This window comes from Dictyoglomus turgidum DSM 6724, from assembly GCF_000021645.1.
In the GTDB taxonomy this organism is placed as follows: domain Bacteria; phylum Dictyoglomota; class Dictyoglomia; order Dictyoglomales; family Dictyoglomaceae; genus Dictyoglomus; species Dictyoglomus turgidum.
On record NC_011661.1, the window covers coordinates 416,190 to 436,359 of the forward strand.

The window sequence follows — 20,170 nt, forward strand, 5'->3', positions numbered from 1 at the left end:
ATTAAATGGTAGGTAAATTGTCAATTTTATTTTCTAAAAGTGGTTTGAGACAAATATTAATGTTTGCAAGCCTATTTTTGCTTTTTGTTTTCTTCTCCTTAGCTTCACCTAACTTTTTAACTTATGAGAACATAATTGCAATTTTGCTTGCAACTTGTGTAAATGGACTTCTTGCCCTTGGTGTAACCTTTGTAATCATTACGGGAGGCATTGATCTATCTATTGGAACAGTAATGACTATTTCTGCTGTCATGACTGGTGTTTTTATAACTTTTTGGAGAATACCTGTTTTTATTGGAGTTCTTGGAGGAATTCTTACTGGGGTTCTGGCGGGATTTATTAATGGTACTGTGATCTCTAAGATGAAATTACCTCCCTTTATTGCTACCTTAGGTATGATGATGATAGCTAAAGGTTTAGCTTTAGTGGTTTCAGGGTGTAGACCTATTTATTTTAATGATACTCCTATCTTTAATAAGATTGCTATGGGATCCATATTGGGTAGGATCTTCCCTGGGTTAGGAGATTTTCCCAATGCAATCCTATGGTTTGTTCTCTTTATAATCATTGCACATATTCTTCTTACAAGAACAGCTCTTGGTAGGTATACCTTTGCAATTGGAAGTAATGAGGAAGCTGCGAGACTTTCAGGATTAAATGTAGATAAATGGAAGACTATAATATATTCCTTATGTGGAATGTTTGTAGGTATAGCAGGAGTTATAATGGCTTCAAGATTGAATTCAGCTCAACCTGCCTTAGGACAAGGATACGAACTTGATGCCATAGCTGCTGTAGTAATAGGAGGAACATCCTTAAGAGGTGGAGAAGGATCGGTCATTGGGACTGTTATAGGAGCTTTGATAATGAGTACTCTTACCAATGGTTTAAGAATCTTGTCTGTACCCCAGGAGTGGCAGATTGTGGTTAGTGGAATCATAGTTATTGGTGCTGTATATCTTGACATTATAAGAAGGAGTAGAGAAGCATGAATAAATTAGATAATATTTGCCAGTATTCTGGCAAATATTATAAAAAAATCTTAATTTGGGGGAGGTTTTCAAAATGAAGCGTTTTTTAATCGTAACCTTAATTTCTCTTTTCCTAATTGGTTTCTCAATCACGTCAGCACAAAGGCCATATATTGCGATGATTTCAAAAGGATTCCAACATCAATTTTGGCAAGCAGTAAAAATGGGAGCTGAAAAGGCAGCAAAAGATTTGAATGTTACTATCACTTTTGAGGGACCTGAGTCTGAAGCAATGGTGGATAAACAAATTGAGATGTTGCAAGCTGCTCTTGCTAAAAAACCTGCAGCTCTTTGTATTGCAGCTCTTGATAGTAAAGCGGTTATACCTTATCTTGAAAAGGCACATGCTATGGGGATTCCAGTAATTGGTTTTGATTCTGGAGTAGATAGCGATATTCCTGTAACCACTGTTGCAACAGACAATATTAAAGCAGCAGGATATGCCGCAGATATGATGGCAAAATTTATTAATAGGGTGGGAGAGGTGGCTTTGGTAGTTCATGACCAAGTAAGTAGGACAGGAATTGATAGAAGAGATGGTTTTGTGAATAGAATTAAAGCAAAATACCCATTAATCAAGATTGTAGATATTCAATATGGTGGAGGAGATCATCTCAAATCTACTGATTTGACAAAAGCTATCATACAAGCCCATCCAAGATTAAAAGGAATATTTGGTGCAAATGAAGGTTCGGCTATAGGAGTTATTAATGCGGTAAGAGAGATGAATAAGGTTGGAAAAATAGTAGTAATAGGCTATGATTCTGGTAAACAACAGATTGATGCTATAAAGTCTGGTTTAATGGCTGGAGCTATTACTCAAAACCCAGTAGGAATGGGCTATATGGCTGTTGAGGCAGCAGTAAAAGCCATTAAAGGCGAGAAATTACCAAAATTCATTGATAGTGGATTCTATTGGTATGATAAGACCAATATAGATGATCCTAAGATAAAGCAGTGTCTTTACGAGTAGTTGTAAATCTGATTATTAGTTAATACAAAATACTTAGGGGAGGCTAAAAAGCCTCCCCTTTTCTATTTGTTATTTTTTTGACAAGCTTGTTATTTTTATGTAAAATAAAAACAAGTGAAAATATAAAATGATCAAAAATGAAAAAACTTTGCTATGGGAGGAGGTGTGGAATAGTAGATTTTAAATTGGGTCTTGTAATTTAAAAATTTTATTTTTAAGGGGGGAATCCTATGAAGAAGTTTCTGATTGTTTTACTTCTTGTATTGTTAATTGTATTAGGAACAGAGAGTTTCGCTCAAAAGAAATATGTAATTGGATTAGTAACCAAAACAGCAGGTAATCCTTTCTTTGAAGCAGTAAATAAGGGAGCACAAGAGGCAGCAAAAGAGTTGGGTATCACTGTAATACATCAAGCTCCTGCAGCATCCAGTGTACAAGGGCAAATTGATATAATAAATTCAATGATTGCTCAAAAAGTTAGTGCAATTTGTATTTCCGCAAACGATCCTGACGCTTTAGTACCTGTATGCAGAAAGGCACAACTTAGAGGGATTCCTGTAGTAACATTTGACTCAGCAGTAAAACCACAAGGGAGAAAATTATTTGTAAACCAGGCAGATATGGAACAAATAGGAAGGATTCAGGTACAACTCTTAGCAAAGATGATTAATTATGAGGGTGAAATTGCTATATTAAGTGCTGCATCTACAATGGCAAACCAAAATACTTGGATTGCTTGGATGAAGGAAGAGTTAAAGAAACCAGAGTATAGCAAGATGAAACTGGTAGCCATAGTTTATGGGGATGACATAAGGGAGAAGAGTTATAACGAGGCAATGGGATTGTTTAAGTCTTATCCTAACTTAAAGGGCATAATTGCTCCTACTACTGTTGGTATTGCAGCGGCTGCTCGTGCTATTGAGGATGCTGGATTATCTGGTAAAGTTCAGCTTACAGGACTTGGATTACCAAGTGAAATGGCAGAGTATGTAAAAAGAGGTACCTGTAAAGCATTTGCTTTGTGGAATCCTATAGATTTAGGATACGCAACAATTTATGCAACTTATCGTTTATTAAACAGAGAAATTAAAGGGAATGTTGGAGAGAAAGTTAATTTAGGAAGACTTGGAGAAAGAACCATTGTAGACGAAGGAAACGGTGGAAGAATGATAATTCTTGGACCTCCATTTGTGTTTGATGCTGCCAACATAGATTATTGGTCTAAAGTCTACTAACAGAAATTCCTAAGGGGAGGATCAGGATCCTCCCCTTTTATTTTTGATTTTGGGAGGGGTTTTTATAATCATGGAAGATTATATTTTAGAGGTTAGAAATATATATAAATCTTTTACGGGAGCAAAACCGGTTTTAGAAGGTGTGAATTTTAATCTAAAAAAGGGCGAGATTCATGCTTTGCTTGGTGAAAATGGTGCTGGAAAGTCTACATTGATAAAAATTATAAGTGGAGTTTTACAGCCTGATCATGGGGATATTCTACTGAAGGGTAAGAAGGTGTATTTTGGTAATCCAATGGATGCTCAAAAACATGGTATTGCAGCAGTTTTTCAAGAGCTTGCTTTATTTCCTGAGTTAAGTGTAGCAGAAAATATATTTATTGGTCATTACAAATATAGGACTCTATTTAGAAGTATTGATTGGAAAGATCTTTATAAAGAAGCAAACAGTTTTTTGAATTCATTGGGTATTGAAATAGATCCTAAGGCTCTTGTTAAAGATTTAAGTATTGCGGAAAGACAAATTGTAGAAATTGCAAGAGTTTTGTCCATAAATCCCGAAATTTTGATTATGGATGAACCTACCTCCTCTTTAACCTTAGAAGAGACTCAAAGGCTCTTTAATATTGTCAGGAGTTTAAAAGAAAAAGGAACATCCATAATTTTCATATCTCATAGATTGGAGGAAGTTTTTGCAATAGCAGATAGAGTAACGGTGTTGAGAGATGGGCAATATATAGGAACAAAAAATGTGGCAGAGACAAGTGTGGACGAACTCATTCAGATGATGGTAGGAAGAAAGTTAGAGGATATGTATCCAAAGGTAGAGACAAAAAAGGGAGAACTTCTATTAAAGGTTGATGGTTTGACAAGAAATGGGGAATTTTATGATGTTTCTTTTGAGCTTTTTGAGGGTGAAGTTCTGGGTATTGCTGGTCTTGTAGGTTCTGGTAGGACCGAAGTTGCTCAGACCATATTTGGTATAAGAAGTAAAGATAAAGGAAAGATATATATAAGAGGAGAGGAAGTAAATATAAAGAATCCGAAAGATGCTATAAGTCTTGGGATTGTATACGTTCCTGAAGATAGGCATCAGCATGGTTTACTTTTACCTATGGATATAGTTTGTAATACTACTCTTCCTATTTTAGAAAGTTTGGCAAATAGGGGGATAATAGATAGGAAAGAGGAGGAAATACTTACAAAAAAATATTTTGAACTTCTTGATATTAGGGCTTCTGGAATAAGACAAAAGGTGATGAGTCTTTCTGGAGGAAATCAGCAAAAAGTTGTGCTTGCAAAATGGCTTGCTACTAAACCTAAGATCCTTATTCTTGACGAACCTACCAGAGGGATAGATGTGGGGGCAAAGGTAGCTATATATCAACTAATAAATAAGCTTGCTCAAGAGGGCTATGGAATAATTCTTATTTCTTCTGAAATGCCAGAAATTATTGGGATGAGTGATAGGATAATTATAATGCATGAGGGAAGGATAGTTGGTACTATTTCCAGAAGGGAAGCAACTCAGGAGAAGATTTTATCAATGGCTTTAGGGAGAAAAGTATATACAAAAAGTTAACAATTTGGGGAGGATATGATGGCAAAAATGGGTTCTATAAATGGGTTAAGAGAAAAAAGTTACGATATTGCAAAATTAAGAGAGATCGGAATAATCTTCCCTCTTTTCCTTTTTGGATTAATCATAGCATTGAGAAATCCTTATTTTATAAGCTGGGAAAACCTTAGATATATTTTTCTTGACGCATCCATATTAACTATTGTTGCTATAGGAGAAATGATGGTTATACTTACTGGTGGGATAGATCTTTCTGTAGGTTCTAATCTTGCTTTAACAGGAATGACCGTATCAATGATTTATAGAGATTTTCATAATTTTCCTGTAATATTAGCTCCCTTAATTGGAATTTTAATTGGAGGAGTATGTGGGGCTATAAATGGCCTTTTTGTGGCAAAGGGAAAGGTTATTCCTATAATTGCTACTCTTTCTACGATGTATATATTTAGAGGAATTGTATATATAATTAGTGGGGGTAGATGGGTTAATGCTCATGAGATGCCTGAAGGCTATAAACTTCTTACCCGAGTTGAGATATTAGGCATCCCCATATTAGTAATTTATGCTCTTATTGTTTTTCTCTTTTTTTATTATCTTTTGAATTATAAGGCTATTGGAAGAAGTATATATGCTGTTGGAAATAATCCTCAATCTGCAATATATATTGGTATTAATAAAGTAAAAGTATTATTCTTAGTTTACCTTATTTCAGGTATTCTTGCTGGACTCAGCGGTGTTTTATATACTTCTCGTTTTGCTTCTGCAGAAAGTAGTGCTGCTATAGGATTTGAACTTTCTGCTATTTCTGCCGTGGTTATTGGAGGAGTAAAAACTACAGGTGGATCCGGAAAGATAGGTGGGGTAGTTTTAGGAGCTTTACTTTTGACAATGATTGTTAATGGATTGAATGTTATGAAGATATCACCTTTTTATAAGCTCGCTCTTCAAGGCTTGATGTTCTTAATTGCTGTAATTGTAGATTCTTTAATTGCGGAGAGATATTATAAGGGACGTAGGAGGAGGGTATGAAGATAAGGTTAAGAATAACTTGGGAAATAATACTTCTCATATTAATTGTTCTGGTCTTTTTAGTAAGTAGTTTTTTCTCGCCTTACTTTTTAGATATAGTTAATCTGTTGGACAATACTACAAACTTTATGGAAAAAGGGCTTATTTCTCTTGCAATGACTTACATTATTATAAGTGGCAATATAGATATCTCAGTGGCATCTAACATGGGAATGACTTCTGCTTTTATGGGAGTTCTCCATAGAATGGGAACTAATATTTGGATCTGTGCCCTTGTGGGGCTTATAATTGCTACCTTAGGAGGTTATTTAAATGGGTATTTGATTGTAAGATTTAGGCTTCCAGCTATTGCAGTGACCTTAGGTACCTATGCTCTGTATAGGGGAATAGCTTATATTTTGCTTCAAGATACAGCTGTTGGGATTGAATCAGAGAGCTTTATGTATTTAGGACAGGGTTATATTGCAGGGACTCCTGTTCCTTTTTCCTTAGTTTTGTACGTTATTTTTGCTATCATTTTTGGTTTTGTCTTACATAAAACCACCTTTGGAAGATATGTTTATTCTATCGGAAATAATGAACAGGCTTGTAAGTTTTCAGGAATTCCAGTGGAAAAGATAAAAATAGTTCTTTTTACCATTGCTGGTTTTATGTCTGGATTAGGAGCTATTCTTCTTACCTCCCGATTGAGTAGCATAAGGCCGGATATTGGTAGTGGTTTGGAGCTTGAGGTTATTGCAACGGTAGTTCTTGGAGGGGTTAGCATTCTTGGAGGATCTGGAAATATGATTGGGGTTGTTTTGTCTTTGTTTTTAATTGGTTTCTTAACCTATAGTCTAAATTTGTTAAACATACCCAGCCAGGTAATAACCATAATTATGGGTTCACTTCTTGTAGGAACAGTAGTCATATCTAATTTGTTAGAACAAAGAAGGGCAAGGGCAGTCAAATAAAGAGAAAGGTGGTGTGAAGAATATGAATAAAGAAATAGGTGCAAAGATTTGGCTTATTCCTGATGCTTATTTGCCTGAAATTGGCGATCCTAATTTACCAAGCCATGAATCAACTTGTATTTTAAATGTTAATGATAAACCCGCTAAGGTTAAATTCACTTTTTATTTTGAAGATAGGGATCCCATAGAATCTAAAGAAATAATTGTACTTCCCGAAAGAACTTGGCATGTAAGACTGGATAAATCAGAGGAGATTCTTGGAGTTAAACTTGAAAGAAATGTGCCTTTTGCAATAAAGGTGGAGAGTGATGTAAAGATTGTAGTTCAGCATTCAAGACTGGATACTCGTCAACCTAATCTTTCTTATATGACTGCCATAGCATGGAATGTTGATTAATGTTATTTTAACTTGACATTGTGCTTATAGATGATACTATATAATGAAAAAAAATAAAAAATAAAATTGAAATAAAACGAAAATAAAAATAAAAAACTGGGTAAGATAGGAGGTGTTTAGATTGCCAAAAGAAATACCTGTACTTCCAGAATTTGAACCAGGATATATTGAGGTAGGTGGAAAGGTACCTAAGTTTCAATATAGAAAATCTTTAAAAGAAGAATTAAAAGAGGGGAGCATAACTAAAGAAGAGAGCATAGATCTTTTCAAATGTATGCTTATGATCCGAAATTTTGAAGAGATGATCTATGAGTTAAGGGTTAATAAAGGTAAATATGGGAATATTAGGTATCTATATATAGGTGCTACTCATCTTTCCATTGGACAGGAAGCAGTTCCCACAGGCGGAATTTCAGTTATTAAGAAGGATGATTATATTACTAGTACCCATAGAGGGCATGGTGATGCCATAGCTAAAAGCTATTTTGGATTAAAAGATATGAGTGAAGAGGAGCTGATAGCTTTTATTGAAAATAACAAAGAAATTGCAAATTTTTTAGGATATGATTGGAAGAACAAAAATAAAAATATTCTTTATCAATATGCCCTTGATATTGAATTATTCAAAGCAATAGGGGAGCTTTTTGGAAAAGAGTGGGGTGCTTGTAGGGGAAGAGGAGGATCCATGCATATTGCGGACTTTAGTGTAGGACATTTGGGGGCAAATGCTATTGTTGGTGGTAGTATGGGAATAGCTGTAGGGTCTGCTATGGCTTCAAGATATATGGAAGATGGTAGAGTAACTTTATGTTTTATAGGGGATGGAGCAATGAATACAGGAATAGCTCATGAGGCAATAAATATGGCATGTATGGCACAATTTACTAATGGTCTTATGAGTAAAAAATTTGGAGTTCCTGTAATATTTATGGTTATGAATAACCAATATGGTGAGTCTGGACAACAAAGGGGCGAAGTAACAGGAATAGATTTTATTGCAGAGAGAGGTTTTGCGTATAGTAAGAATGGTATGCATGCAGAAGTAGTAAATGCTATGAATGTGCTTGCAGTAAGAGATGCAGTCAAAAGAGCCGTGGAAAGGATAAGAAAAGGAGAGGGGCCAGTTCTTCTTGAATTTTGGGGATACAGATTTATGGGACATTCTTTAAGTGATACTTTGGAAAAACCAGAAAATGGTACTTATAGAACCTACAATGAGTTACAAGCATGGAAAAAATATGATCCATTGGAGATTTATGCGAAAGAGTTGATAGATGCAGGAGTACTTACTCCTCATGAGATTGAAAATCTGAAAAAAGAATATAGACAGAGAAATGAGAATATTGCTGCAAAGGTAATTGAATCTCCTAATCCCGACCCTAAGGATATGACAAAATATGTTTTTAAAGAAGACTCCATAGATAGTTTTGTGCCTGAGAAGTTTAGAAACGTTACAGTGCTTAAGGAACCAAAATTTAAGGACAGAGATCCAGAGGTAGAGATAAACTACAAAGAAGCAATTATTGAGGCATTATATCAAGAAATGAGGAGAGATGGAAGAGTACTAATGTGGGGAGAAGATATAGCTGATTATGGTGGTTCTTTTGGAGAAACAAAGGGACTCTTAGAAATATTTGGAAGGGATAGGATATTTAACACCGCAATTTCTGAAGCAGCAATAGTAGGAGCAGGAGTTGGAGCGGCAATGAGAGGTCTGAGGCCTGTGGTGGAGATAATGTATATAGACTTTATTTTAATTGCTATGGATCAAATAGCAAATCAAGCTGCTAAAATGCGCTATATGTCAGGAGGACAAGCGGAAATTCCTCTCACCATAATAACCACTATTGGTGGTGGTAAAGGATATGCAGGTCAACATTCTCAGAGTATTGAGTCAATTTTGACCCATTTCCCTGGATTAAAAGTTGTTGCTCCATCAGATGCTTATGATGCCAAAGGTTTATTGATAGCTTCTATAAGGGACAAAAATCCTGTAATTTATATAGAGCATCAAAATTTACTTCAAGATCCTTTATTACTTTCTTTGTCCAAGAGAAAAGTCCCCAAAGAAGATTATATAGTCCCTATTGGTAAAGCAGACATTAAGAGAAGAGCTAAAAATTATGATAAAAGTGTTACTGTAGTTTCGTGGTCTGCCATGATTTACGCCGTATTAAAAGCAGCAGAGGAATTGGAAAAAGAGGGTATTGAATTGGAGGTAGTAGATCTTAGAAGTCTCTATCCTTTAGATATGGATACTATTATTGATTCTGTAAAGAGGACAAGAAGGTTTGCTGTTGTTACACAAGCTGTGGAATTCATGTCTCTATCTTCCGAGATAATAACTCAACTTTATCAAAAAGCCTCATCTTTTCTTATTAGACCTCCAATAAGAATAGGCGCTCCTTTTTGTCCTCCACCAGCTTCTCCTGTTCTTGAAAAAGCATACTTACCTAATGACAAAAGAATTATAGAAGAAATTAAAAAGTTATTCTAACAAGGAGGTAAGAATTTATGGTTAAAAACATTGTTATGCCTAAGGTTAGCGATGTGATGGAAAACGGTACTGTTACTTCTTGGCTTAAAAAAGAGGGAGATAAAGTGGAAAAGGGTGAGCCTTTATTGGAGATTGAAGTGGAAAAAGCCATAATGGAGATAGAGAGTGAATACGATGGGTATTTGAGAAAGATACTTGTAAAAGAGGGAGAAACAGTACCTGTAGGAACTGTCTTAGCTTATATTACTGATACCTTAGATGAAAGTATACCTGAGTAAGGAGGTTTAAACTTTGAGTGGTAATAATGTGATAAAGAGAATCCCTTTGAATACAGTAAGAAGAACTATCGCTGAGAGGTTATTAAAAAGTAAGCAATCAATACCCCATTTTTACGCTATTGCCGAAGTTGATACTACAAACTTAGTTGAGACAAGAGCAAATTTTGTTAATGAGAAAAATATAAAAATTTCTTATGATGATTTCATAATTAAGGCTACTGCTCTTTCTATGAAAGAGTTTCCGTTAATAAATGCCCGATTTAAAGATACAGAGATAGAGCTTTTGGAAGACATAAATGTGGGTTTTGCTGTAGCTTTAGGGGAAGAAGGTGTAGTGGTACCTGTTATAAGAAATGCTGATAAAAAGCTTATAGCTCAAATATTTGAAGAAAGGATTTCTCTTGTAGAAAAAGCAAGAAATAGAAAGTTAAGAGTGGAAGATATATCTGATAGAAGCATTACTGTAAATAATGTTGGTGTGTTTGGAGTAAGATCTATACTTGCTATAATTAATCCCCCTGAAGTAGCTATTGTTACCTGTGGGGCTATTCAAGATAGAGTGGTGGTAATTAATGGAGAAATAAAAATTAGGAAGATGATGGATATAACTCTCTCCGCAGATCATAGGGTAATAGATGGGGCATACGGATCTAAGTTTCTCATGAAAATAAAGGAGTTTTTAGAGAATCCTGATTTATTATTGAGTAAGGGGGAATAAGAATGGAAACAATAGCTTTAAGAATGTATGGGAAGATGGATTTAAGACTTGAGAAATTTGAACTTCCTGAGATTAAGGAAGATGAAATACTTGCGGAGATAATTTCAGATACCAGTTGTCCTTCCACCTACAAAGAAATTGTTCAAGGTCCGGATCATCCAAGAGTTCCAAAGGATGTGGACAAAAATCCTGTTATTGTAGGGCATGAAATGGCAGGAGTAATTTTGAAAGTGGGGTCTAAATGGAAGGGAAAATATGAGGAGGGTCAAAAGTTTACAATTCAACCTGCTTTGCTGTATGAAAGGGGACCTGTAGGAGTATTAAGTGCTCCAGGATATTCATATAAATATTTGGGGGGTCTTGCCACAAAGGTTGTTATTCCTAACGAGGTTATGGAACAAGATTGTCTTTTAATTTATGAGGGTGATGCTTTTTATAAAGCATCCTTAATAGAACCTTTGTCGTGCGTGATAGGTGCTGTGAATGCTCAATATCATACTAGGGAAAATTCTTATGAGCATATCATGGGGATAAAACGTGGAGGGAAGACTGCCATTCTTGGTGGTGCAGGACCTATGGGTCTTGCTTTTCTTGCCTATCTTATTTATGGTCCTCAGAATCCAAGCTTACTTGTTATCACTGATATTGATGATGCAAAGTTGCAAAGAGCTATGAAGGCTTTTCCCAAAGAAGAAGTTAATAAAAAGGGAATAGATATTAGGTTTGTGAACCCAACAAGAGATCAATCCTATAAAGAAATAAAATATGATGATATTTTTATTTTATATCCAAGTCCTAAGCTGGTTGAGGAGGCAGACTCTCTTCTTGCAAGAGATGGTTGCTTAAACTTCTTTGCAGGACCTACTGATCATAATTTCATTGCTTGTGTTAATTTTTATAAGGTTCATTATGATAAACATCATTTTGTGGCTACATCGGGTGGTAATGCTGATGATATGAAAATAGCATTAGATCTTATACAAAGGGGAGTTATAGACCCTTCCCCTATGATTACCCATATAGGTGGACTTAATGTAGCAAGAGATGTGCTTTTAAATTTCCCTAATATCTCTGGGGGTAAAAAGTTAATCTATACCCATATAAGATTTCCATTGTCAGAAATAGAGGATTTTGAGAGATTAAGTGTAGAGGGTCCTGAGGAATTGAAAGATATATACAGAGATTTAGCTCAAATAGTGAAGGATAATAATGGCTGGTGGTGTAAAGAAGCTGAAGAATATCTACTAAAAAGGGGGGAGAAAATAGATGTGTGATTGCCAAAGATTAAAAAATAGAGTGGCAATTGTTACAGGTGCAGCTCAAGGGCTTGGAGAAGCTCTTTCTTATAGACTTGCAAAAGAAGGATGTAATGTAACTGTAGCTGATATAAAAGTAGAAAAGCTTCAAGAAGTGGCAAAAAGGATTGAAGAGGAATATGGCAGTAAGGCTCTTGCGGTCAAGTGCGATGTTACTAACGAGGAAGATGTAAAAAATATGGTAGAAAAAACTGTTGAGACTTTTGGAAAACTTGATATAATGGTAGCTAATGCTGGTATTTTAATTGCTCATGATATTACGGAATTTCCTCTTGAGGATTGGAAGAAGGTAATAGATGTTAATTTAACGGGATATTTTCTTTGCGCAAGAGAGGCTGCCAAGGTAATGGTAAAACAGAAATCCGGAGTAATAATTCAGATTAATTCAAAATCAGGAAAGAAAGGGAGTTTTAGAAATGCTGCTTATTCTGCCTCAAAATTTGGAGGAATAGGATTTACCCAAAGTATTGCATTAGATCTTGCACCGCATAATGTAAGGGTAGTGGCGGTATGTCCAGGAGATCTTTTGGATTCTCCATTATGGAAGGAAAGCCTTTATGATCAATATGCTAAAAGATTGGGAATAAGTAAAGAAGAGGTAAGAGAAAGATATTTAAAGCAGATACCTCTTGGTAGGGCATGTACTTATGATGATGTGGCAAATGTAGTGGTATTTCTTGCAAGCGATGAAGCTTCTTATATTACTGGAGATGCAGTAAATGTAAGTGGTGGGGTAGAAATGAGGTGAAGAAATGAAGGTACATATAGATATCGGTATTAATGGGGCTTTTTTGACAAGAAGGTGGGAAGATCCTGAGAATTTTATAAAACTTACTAAGGAATTAGGATATGACTATCATTCTTTTTGTAGTGATGTTTTAGACCCATTTTTTAGTGGAGATAAAATTTATCAGATAGAAACTGCAAAGAAGATAAGAGAGTATGCAGAAAAATATAATGTTAAAATATGGGACTATTACACAGGTATGGCAACTCATAGGTTTCATGGTCTATCTCACAGTGATGAAAGAGTAAGACAAAGAATGAAGGAATGGATAATATCTGCTATGGACATTGTTAAAGAAATGGGGGCAAAATATCTTGGAGGACATTGGGATGCTTTATCTGTGGAAGTTTTGCAAGATCCAGAAAAGACAAGAGAAAGGATCAAGTATGTTTATGAAACTTTTAAAGAACTTGCAAAGATAGCAAAAGAAAAAGGACTTTTAGGTATATCTAATGAACAAATGTATATACCCAGTGAAAAACCCTGGACTCTTCAAGAGGCTGAAGAATTTCTTATTGAAGTAAATAAAAAAAATGACGGTGTTCCTATATATATAACCATTGATGTGGGACATCAAGCTGGAATGCACTATGGTCTTTCTGGAGAAGATTTATCCTATGAAGAATGGTTAAAAAGGTTTGCAGTATTCTCCCCTATAATTCATTTACAACAAACTACGAGGGATGCTAGTGCGCATTGGCCCTTTACTGAAGAGTATAACGCTATAGGTCATGTAAAGATTGAGAAAGTTCTTTCTGCAATTGAATACTCTTTCAAGCATTATAAAGAAAGTCCTATTTCTCAGTATTTAAAGCCTGTGGAAGAAATTATTCTTATTGCTGAAATTATTCCTTCATCTACGAAAACTGAGGAAAAACTTTTGAAAGAACTTAAAGAAACTGCTGAATATTTGAGGAATTATATTCCCAAAGGAGGAATTTATTATGAATTCTGAAATAGAGAAGGTAAAAAGGGAACTTGTAAAAATAGGGAAAAGGATAGCACAGGAAAATTTAATTGTGGGACCTGGAGGAAATATTAGTGCAAAAGTTGGAAATAGAGTTTATATAAAGGCGAGCGGTATTTCTTTTGAAGATGCCACAGAAGATGACTATATTGGTGTTGATTTTAATTCTGGCGAAGTAATTGAAGGTGATAAAAAACCTTCTTCCGAAATATGGATGCATCTTGAATGTTATAAAGTAAGAGAGGATGTTAAGGCAGTAGTACACACCCATCCTATATATTCAATTGCTTATGCTTTTCAAGATGAACCTTTAAAATTATTCACACCTGATATGGTGGCTCTTCTTGGGGGAGAAATTCCTGTAGTAGAATATGTGGTGCCCGGTGGTAAGGAGTTTGCAGGAGTAGTTGGAGGCGTTATAAAAAATCATAATGGGGTCCTTGTTAAAAATCATGGATTGGTAACAGTAGGAAGTAATCTCAAAGAAGCGCTTTATAGAACTCTCTTAATTGAGAATTCCATAAAGACAATATTTGTAGCAAAATTGTTTGGTAAGATGGGCTTCTTTACAAAAGAACAAATTGAAGAAATTGACAGCTTAGAGGTGGAAAAATATAGGAGAAAACTACTAAAAGAAAAAGGTTGATTATCTCCAGGGGATATTATCTTTTCTTCTTACTTGTATCTCGTCAATAACAGCATTATTTCTAAATTTTAATAAGAAAACAATTATTTCTGCGATCTCGGAGGGCTGAATCAGTAATGCCTTTTCAAGATCAGGCCTTACTTTATTTACAAGATCTGTTGCTACACCCCCTGGGGAAATTAAGTGCACTCTTATTCCATATTCGTGGACTTCTTGAGCAAGGACTTTTGTAAATCCATGTAATGCATGTTTTGAGGCAGTATAAGCACTTTGATTTACATAACCCTTGTACCCTACCACCGAAGAGATATTTATAATTGTAGGAATCTCTGAATTCTTTAAATAGGGAATAGCATACTTACATAAAAAATAAGGCACTTTTGCATTAATGGTCATTATTTCATCCCATTCCTCTTCTGAAGTTTCAATAATAGGCTTAGATAAGGCTGTTCCTGCATTATTTATTAGTATATCTAACCTTTCAAAATGTCTTATTACTTCTCCTATTACAGTTTTTGGTGCATTTTTCTCTCTTAGATCTATGGATAATATGAAAACATTTATATTTTCCTTCTCTAATTTCTCTTTAAGTTCCCTTAGTCTTTTTTCATCTCTTGCTATAAGAGCAAGATTAACTTTTTCTTTTGCAAGTCTCTTTGCTATTTCTTCTCCTATCCCCCTACTTGCCCCAGTTATTAATGCTATTTTATTTTCAAGACTTCTCATGACTTTATTATAGCAAATCTATTTGTCCTCTGAAATGTATCCTTACATAAAGATAACTCCTGAATATACTTCTTGGAGCGATTATTGGACTAAACTTAACACTCAAGCTGCTGCACAGAATGGGTAAATAAAGGACTCCTTTTACCTTTGGATGATTTTGTAAAGAATAATGTTATTAATCTCAAGGATGTGGCTCCTAATTACATAAAGCCTGGAATAGTAAACGGTAAACTTTATGGTATCAATTTAGGTGTAAATGCATTAGGATTAGTATACGATCCTGAGATTTTTAAGCAAGCAGGAATTCCTATACTACGCTTTCCTTAGTTCCCATATTCTTTATCTTTGTGTTCTTTCAAAAATATATGGAAACTGGAATTGCTACTACCTCAGTTTCAAAGTTGTGAGTTCTTTTGTTGACCTTCAAGGGTTTTTGTGATACCCTTAAAGTAATAGAAAATGAAAATAAAAAATAAAAATTATAGATAAAAAATAAAAATTAATAGGGGGATTTTTTATGAAGAATTATGAAAAGAGATATGAAATTTTAAGAGGTATGTTAGAAGAAGAGGGTATCAATGTGGATGAGGTTGAGAAAAAGTTAAAAAATTTTAGGATAGAAACTCCTTCTTGGGGTTATGGTGATTCGGGAACAAGATTTGCAGTTTTTAAGCAAAAGGGATCTGCTAGGAATATAAAGGAGAAACTTCAAGATGCTGCAATAGTGCATAAATTAACAGGGATATGTCCCACTGTAGCTCTTCATATTCCATGGGATATGTATGATGATTGGGATGAACTTCTAAAATATGCTGAGTCTCTTGGAGTAAAACCAGGAGCAATTAATCCTAACCTCTTTCAAGATGACGATTATAAGTTGGGAAGTTTAACTCATCCTGATAAAAGAGTAAGAGAAAAAGCCATAAAGCATATTTTAGATTGTATTGAAATAGCGAAAAAACTTGGTTCAAGGGATATTTCTTTATGGCTTGCCGATGGGACTAACCATCCAGGTCAAGATGACTTTAGATTTAGAAAACACAGATTGGAAGAGAGTTTAAAAGAAGTATACTCTCATTTGGAACCTGACATGAGGCTTTTAATAGAGTATAAATTCTTTGAACCTGCTTTTTATCACACTGATATTCCCGATTGGGGAACCGCTATTATACTTTCTAAAAAACTTGGAGATAAAGCTTATGTTCTGGTGGATTTGGGGCATCATCCTCTTGGGACTAATATTGAGCAGATAGTTGCTATTCTTCTTGATGAAGGAAAACTTGGTGGTTTTCATTTTAATAATAAGAAATATGCAGATGACGATTTAACTACTGGTTCTATTAATCCCTATGAACTGTTTTTAATCTTTAATGAACTTGTCTCTGCTGAGCAAGATGGTTTAAAGATGGATATAGCTTATATGATAGATGAATCACACAATTTAAAGAATAAGATAGAGGAAATGATACAAAGTGTAGAGAATATATTTAGGACCTATGCTAAAGCTCTAATTGTCAATAGAAAAGCTCTTAGAAGATATCAAGAGGAGCAAGACATAGTCATGGCTGAGAACACTTTAGTTAAAGCTTTTGAAACTGATGTGATGCCTTTGATATACAAAGTTAGGGAGGAGATAGGAGTTCCTCTTGATCCCTTAAAAGCCTTTAGGGAAAGTGGATATATGGAAAAAGTGATTAAAGAGAGAGGATAAGGGGGAGGCGTATGGAAGAGAGGAAATTTCTTGCTATCGACCTTGGAGCAGAAAGTGGTAGGTTAATTGTAGGTATACTGAGAGATGGAAGATTAGCCATTGAAGAAGTTCACAGATTTATAAATAGACCTGTAGATATTTTGGGAAGATTATATTGGAATGTAACCCAAATGTTTCAAGATATAAAGGATGGTTTGGTGAAAGCATTCTCTAAGTATAAAGATATAGAGAGTATAGGAATTGATACATGGGGAGTTGATTTTGGGTTAGTAACCAAGGAGGGTTATTTTGCTGGCATACCTGTATGTTATAGAGATCATAGGACTGATGGTATCCTTGAAAAGGCTTTTGAAGTCATGCCTAAGGAAAGAATCTACGAATTAACAGGAATACAAATAATGCAGATTAATACGCTTTTTCAACTTTACAGCATGGTTCTCGAAAATTCCTCTCTTTTTAATTCTACCTATAAACTATTGTTTATGCCTGACCTTTTTAATTTTATGTTAACAGGAGAGATAAAAACGGAGTTTTCCATAGCAACTACCTCTCAAATTTATAACCCTATAAAGGATGGATGGGAGGAGGAAATATTAAGAAAATTTAGCATACCAAAGGATATCATGCCCGAAGTTGTACCACCGGGAACAGTGATAGGAAAGTTATATAAAGGTATAGAAGAAGATTTAGGAGTCAAAAATATTCATGTTATAGCTCCATGTGAGCATGATACAGGCTGTGCAGTGGTGGGAGTTCCAGGAGAAGGTGATGATTGGGCTTACATTAGTTCTGGTACTTGGTCATTAATGGGGGTTGAATTAAAATCTCCAATTATTAATAATGATTCTTTAAGAGCTAATTTTACTAACGAGGGAGGATATAATAAGACTTTTAGGTTTTTGAAAAATATTATGGGACTTTGGTTATTGCAGAGGGTAAAAAGGGAATGGGCGAAGGAGGGTGAAGATTTATCTTACACCGAGATTACGAGGCTTGCAGAAGAAGAAAAGCCCTTTAAATATTTTATAAATCCTGATGATGTTTCTTTCCTAAATCCTACCAGTATGGTTAAGGAGATACAAGATTACTGTAAGAAAACAGGGCAAAAAGTTCCCGAGAAAAAGGGTGAAATCGTAAGGTGCATATTAGAATCACTTGCTTTTAGATATAAAGATGTATTTACAGATTTGGAGAGAATATTAAATAAAAAGATTAAGGTGTTGCATATTGTAGGTGGTGGTTCGCAAAACCAATTACTCTCACAATTTACTGCTGATGTTCTTGGAATACCGGTTATTACAGGACCTAAAGAAGCCACTGCTCTTGGAAATATTGTGGTTCAAGCTATAACAAAAGGGGTTGTTAAAGATATCATAGAGGCAAGAAAGATTATAAGAGATTCTTCTGAAATGAAAGTTTATCAACCCCAAAATACTGAAGAATGGCTTAGAAATTATGAAAAATATAAAGAAATAACACAAGGAGTAAATTAAGATTCGAAGGTTGCAATCCCTCTCTAATTGGTATAAAATTAGATGAAAATAATTCTCAAAGTGGAGGGATAGAAATGGTGAACATAAAGGATCTTTTCCAAAGTGCGGATTGGGCAAAAGAAAAGCATGTTCCTGTTATTGAGATATTAGAAAAGGACAAAGAAAAAGGTGTTAGAATTAGAGTTTCTGTGGGAAAAGAAATTCCACATCCCAATACTACTGCTCATCATATTGCCTGGATAGAGGTATACTTCCAGCCAGAGGGAGATAAATACCCATATCATGTAGGAAGATTTGAATTTGTAGCCCATGGAGCCACAGTGCAAGGGCCTGACACAAGTACTGTTTATTCAGAGCCCGTAGTAGAATTTGTTTTTAAAACCCAAAAGGATGGTGTGATTTTTGCAACATCTTATTGCAATATACATGGTCTTTGGGAGAACTCAGCTGAGCTAAAGTTATAAAAGAAAAAGATTAGTTTAATTATGGATATAAATAAAAGGAGGAGGGATTAATTTCTCTCCTCCTTTTTTATTTATTATGAAAAAACAATTGCTGTGCTAAAATATGTTTCCAAAAGAGCTATAATTAAGGAGGTTAAGTATGAGGAAGTATATAATTGTTTTGATGATTCTTTTAGGGGTAATTTTAGTCCTTGGCTTTTCCCAAGAAGAACTTAAAGAAAATGTACTTACCCTAAATGACAAACCTGTAGGATTTGGAGAAGCCACCACAGGGGGTGCTGGAGGAAAAATTGTAACCGTTGATAATGTGAATGATTTTAAGAACTACGCTCAAGTTCAAGAACCCTATATAATACTTGTGAAAGGAGTAATAGATACTAGTAAAGAAACGGGACAAGTAAATATTGCATCAAATAAAACTATAATTGGAGTTACCCCTGATGCGAGTATAATAGGTTGGGGAGTATATTTAAAGGGAGTAAATAATGTGATAATAAGAAACTTGACAATAAAAAATAAAGTTGAAAATCCTAAAAATGATGCTATTACTGTTGAAGCATCTCAAAATGTCTGGATAGATCATTGTACCTTATCCAGCGATATGGTTGTAGCTCCTGAAAGAGAAAAAGATAAAGATAAGGTTGATGCACTTCTTGATATAATAAAGGGATCTAAAGGCATAACGGTGTCTTGGAATATTTTTGAAAATAGTTGGAAATGTACTCAAGTGGGAAGTAGCGATAATTCTACAATAGACGCAGAGGCAAGGGTTACTTACCATCATAATATATTTAGGAATACAAATTCAAGAAATCCCAGTGTGAGGTTTGGAACAGTACATATATTTAATAACTACTATCAAAATATACTTCTTTATGCTATTGCATCTAGAATGGGGGCAAAACTTCTTGTGGAAAATAACTATTTTGAAACTGTAGCTCTGCCTATTACAACTCAATTTGAAAGTCCTCAAGATGGGTATGTCAAAGAGTCTGGAAACCTTTATTGGGAATGTGGAGATAATAATATAACTCAGGAGTTAAAAGAATTAAGAGTTCCTTATCAATATGAATTAGACGAGGCAGATGTAGTACCTTATCTTCTTGATAAAGGTGCAGGTGCGGGGAAAGAGGTAGAGATTAAATAATCAAAGGGGAGCATATTTGCTCCCCTCTTTATTTTTAGGTGCTTTAAAATTCTCTTCTATACCTTTAAACTTAATTTTCCTCTTTTGATCTTTTAGCATAATTTATTAAAAAACCTTAAAATTTTTAACAAATTTTTAATTTTTTCTTTGACTGTAAATATTATTGGTGATATACTTCTTTTGAATAAAATATGCAATATTTTTGTATATTATGCAAGGAGGT

At 34.7% G+C, this 20,170-nt stretch carries 20 protein-coding genes; 19 read left to right on the top strand and 1 reads right to left on the bottom strand.

The genetic code is table 11. The features are described from left to right. Window positions 1-5 precede the first annotated feature (5 nt). The 14 genes from DTUR_RS02090 to DTUR_RS02155 all read left to right on the top strand — a co-directional run bounded on the left by DTUR_RS02090 (window position 6) and on the right by DTUR_RS02155 (window position 14,406). Window positions 6-992 carry an ABC transporter permease gene (locus DTUR_RS02090; protein ID WP_012582801.1) on the top strand — a complete coding sequence of 329 codons (987 nt, stop codon included), beginning with the start codon at window positions 6-8 and terminating at the stop codon, window positions 990-992. Window positions 993-1,065: 73 nt separating this feature from the next. Then, window positions 1,066-2,004 (top strand): ABC transporter substrate-binding protein, encoded by a 939-nt coding sequence (locus tag DTUR_RS02095; RefSeq protein ID WP_012582802.1) that lies wholly within the window; start codon window positions 1,066-1,068, stop codon window positions 2,002-2,004. A 230-nt stretch (window positions 2,005-2,234) separates the two neighbouring features. Beyond that, complete coding sequence (rhaS, locus tag DTUR_RS02100) at window positions 2,235-3,239, top strand: rhamnose ABC transporter substrate-binding protein (protein WP_012582803.1); 1,005 nt, start codon at window positions 2,235-2,237, stop codon at window positions 3,237-3,239. Between the two features lie 70 nt (window positions 3,240-3,309). Beyond that, on the top strand, window positions 3,310-4,821 hold the full coding sequence (locus DTUR_RS02105; RefSeq protein WP_012582804.1) for a sugar ABC transporter ATP-binding protein: 1,512 nt from the start codon (window positions 3,310-3,312) through the stop codon (window positions 4,819-4,821). Window positions 4,822-4,836: 15 nt separating this feature from the next. Next, window positions 4,837-5,847 (top strand): ABC transporter permease, encoded by a 1,011-nt coding sequence (locus DTUR_RS02110; protein WP_242603731.1) that lies wholly within the window; start codon window positions 4,837-4,839, stop codon window positions 5,845-5,847. Continuing rightward, window positions 5,844-6,800, top strand: a complete 957-nt coding sequence (locus tag DTUR_RS02115) for an ABC transporter permease (protein ID WP_012582806.1) — start codon at window positions 5,844-5,846, stop codon at window positions 6,798-6,800. Before DTUR_RS02110 ends, DTUR_RS02115 begins: the two co-directional genes overlap by 4 nt. A 22-nt stretch (window positions 6,801-6,822) precedes the next feature. Next, the gene (locus DTUR_RS02120) at window positions 6,823-7,197 is read left to right on the top strand and encodes a sensory rhodopsin transducer (RefSeq protein ID WP_012582807.1); all 375 of its coding nucleotides are present in this window, start codon (window positions 6,823-6,825) and stop codon (window positions 7,195-7,197) included. Between the two features lie 112 nt (window positions 7,198-7,309). After that, window positions 7,310-9,694: an alpha-ketoacid dehydrogenase subunit alpha/beta gene (locus DTUR_RS02125; RefSeq protein ID WP_242603732.1), complete on the top strand. Its 2,385-nt coding sequence runs from the start codon at window positions 7,310-7,312 to the stop codon at window positions 9,692-9,694. A gap of 17 nt (window positions 9,695-9,711) precedes the next feature. Continuing rightward, window positions 9,712-9,972, top strand: a complete 261-nt coding sequence (locus DTUR_RS02130) for a biotin/lipoyl-containing protein (RefSeq protein ID WP_164930979.1) — start codon at window positions 9,712-9,714, stop codon at window positions 9,970-9,972. A 13-nt stretch (window positions 9,973-9,985) separates the two neighbouring features. Next, on the top strand, window positions 9,986-10,690 hold the full coding sequence (locus DTUR_RS02135; protein ID WP_164930980.1) for a dihydrolipoamide acetyltransferase family protein: 705 nt from the start codon (window positions 9,986-9,988) through the stop codon (window positions 10,688-10,690). A 2-nt stretch (window positions 10,691-10,692) separates the two neighbouring features. Then, window positions 10,693-11,964, top strand: coding sequence for a zinc-binding dehydrogenase (locus DTUR_RS02140; RefSeq protein WP_012582809.1), 1,272 nt, complete (start codon window positions 10,693-10,695; stop codon window positions 11,962-11,964). Then, the gene (gene srlD / locus DTUR_RS02145; RefSeq protein ID WP_012582810.1) at window positions 11,957-12,754 is read left to right on the top strand and encodes a sorbitol-6-phosphate dehydrogenase; all 798 of its coding nucleotides are present in this window, start codon (window positions 11,957-11,959) and stop codon (window positions 12,752-12,754) included. Before DTUR_RS02140 ends, srlD begins: the two co-directional genes overlap by 8 nt. A gap of 4 nt (window positions 12,755-12,758) precedes the next feature. Continuing rightward, entirely contained in the window at window positions 12,759-13,748 is a 990-nt protein-coding gene (locus tag DTUR_RS02150; RefSeq protein ID WP_012582811.1) for a sugar phosphate isomerase/epimerase family protein, read from the top strand. Continuing rightward, window positions 13,738-14,406, top strand: coding sequence for a class II aldolase/adducin family protein (locus DTUR_RS02155; protein WP_012582812.1), 669 nt, complete (start codon window positions 13,738-13,740; stop codon window positions 14,404-14,406). Before DTUR_RS02150 ends, DTUR_RS02155 begins: the two co-directional genes overlap by 11 nt. Here DTUR_RS02155 and DTUR_RS02160 read toward each other — a convergent pair whose 3' ends face one another. Beyond that, window positions 14,407-15,132, bottom strand: coding sequence for an SDR family oxidoreductase (locus DTUR_RS02160; protein ID WP_012582813.1), 726 nt, complete (start codon window positions 15,130-15,132; stop codon window positions 14,407-14,409). Between the two features lie 147 nt (window positions 15,133-15,279). Here DTUR_RS02160 and DTUR_RS02165 point away from each other — a divergent pair, with 147 nt between their 5' ends. The 5 genes from DTUR_RS02165 (at window position 15,280) to DTUR_RS02185 (ending at window position 19,947) form a co-directional block, all read left to right on the top strand. Beyond that, entirely contained in the window at window positions 15,280-15,459 is a 180-nt protein-coding gene (locus DTUR_RS02165; protein ID WP_164930981.1) for a hypothetical protein, read from the top strand. Between the two features lie 190 nt (window positions 15,460-15,649). After that, window positions 15,650-16,843 (top strand): L-rhamnose isomerase, encoded by a 1,194-nt coding sequence (gene rhaI / locus DTUR_RS02170; RefSeq protein ID WP_012582814.1) that lies wholly within the window; start codon window positions 15,650-15,652, stop codon window positions 16,841-16,843. A gap of 11 nt (window positions 16,844-16,854) precedes the next feature. After that, window positions 16,855-18,336: a rhamnulokinase gene (locus DTUR_RS02175; protein ID WP_012582815.1), complete on the top strand. Its 1,482-nt coding sequence runs from the start codon at window positions 16,855-16,857 to the stop codon at window positions 18,334-18,336. 74 nt (window positions 18,337-18,410) lie between these two features. Beyond that, entirely contained in the window at window positions 18,411-18,800 is a 390-nt protein-coding gene (locus DTUR_RS02180; RefSeq protein ID WP_012582816.1) for a class II SORL domain-containing protein, read from the top strand. 139 nt (window positions 18,801-18,939) lie between these two features. Beyond that, complete coding sequence (locus tag DTUR_RS02185) at window positions 18,940-19,947, top strand: pectate lyase family protein (RefSeq protein WP_012582817.1); 1,008 nt, start codon at window positions 18,940-18,942, stop codon at window positions 19,945-19,947. Window positions 19,948-20,170 lie beyond the last annotated feature (223 nt).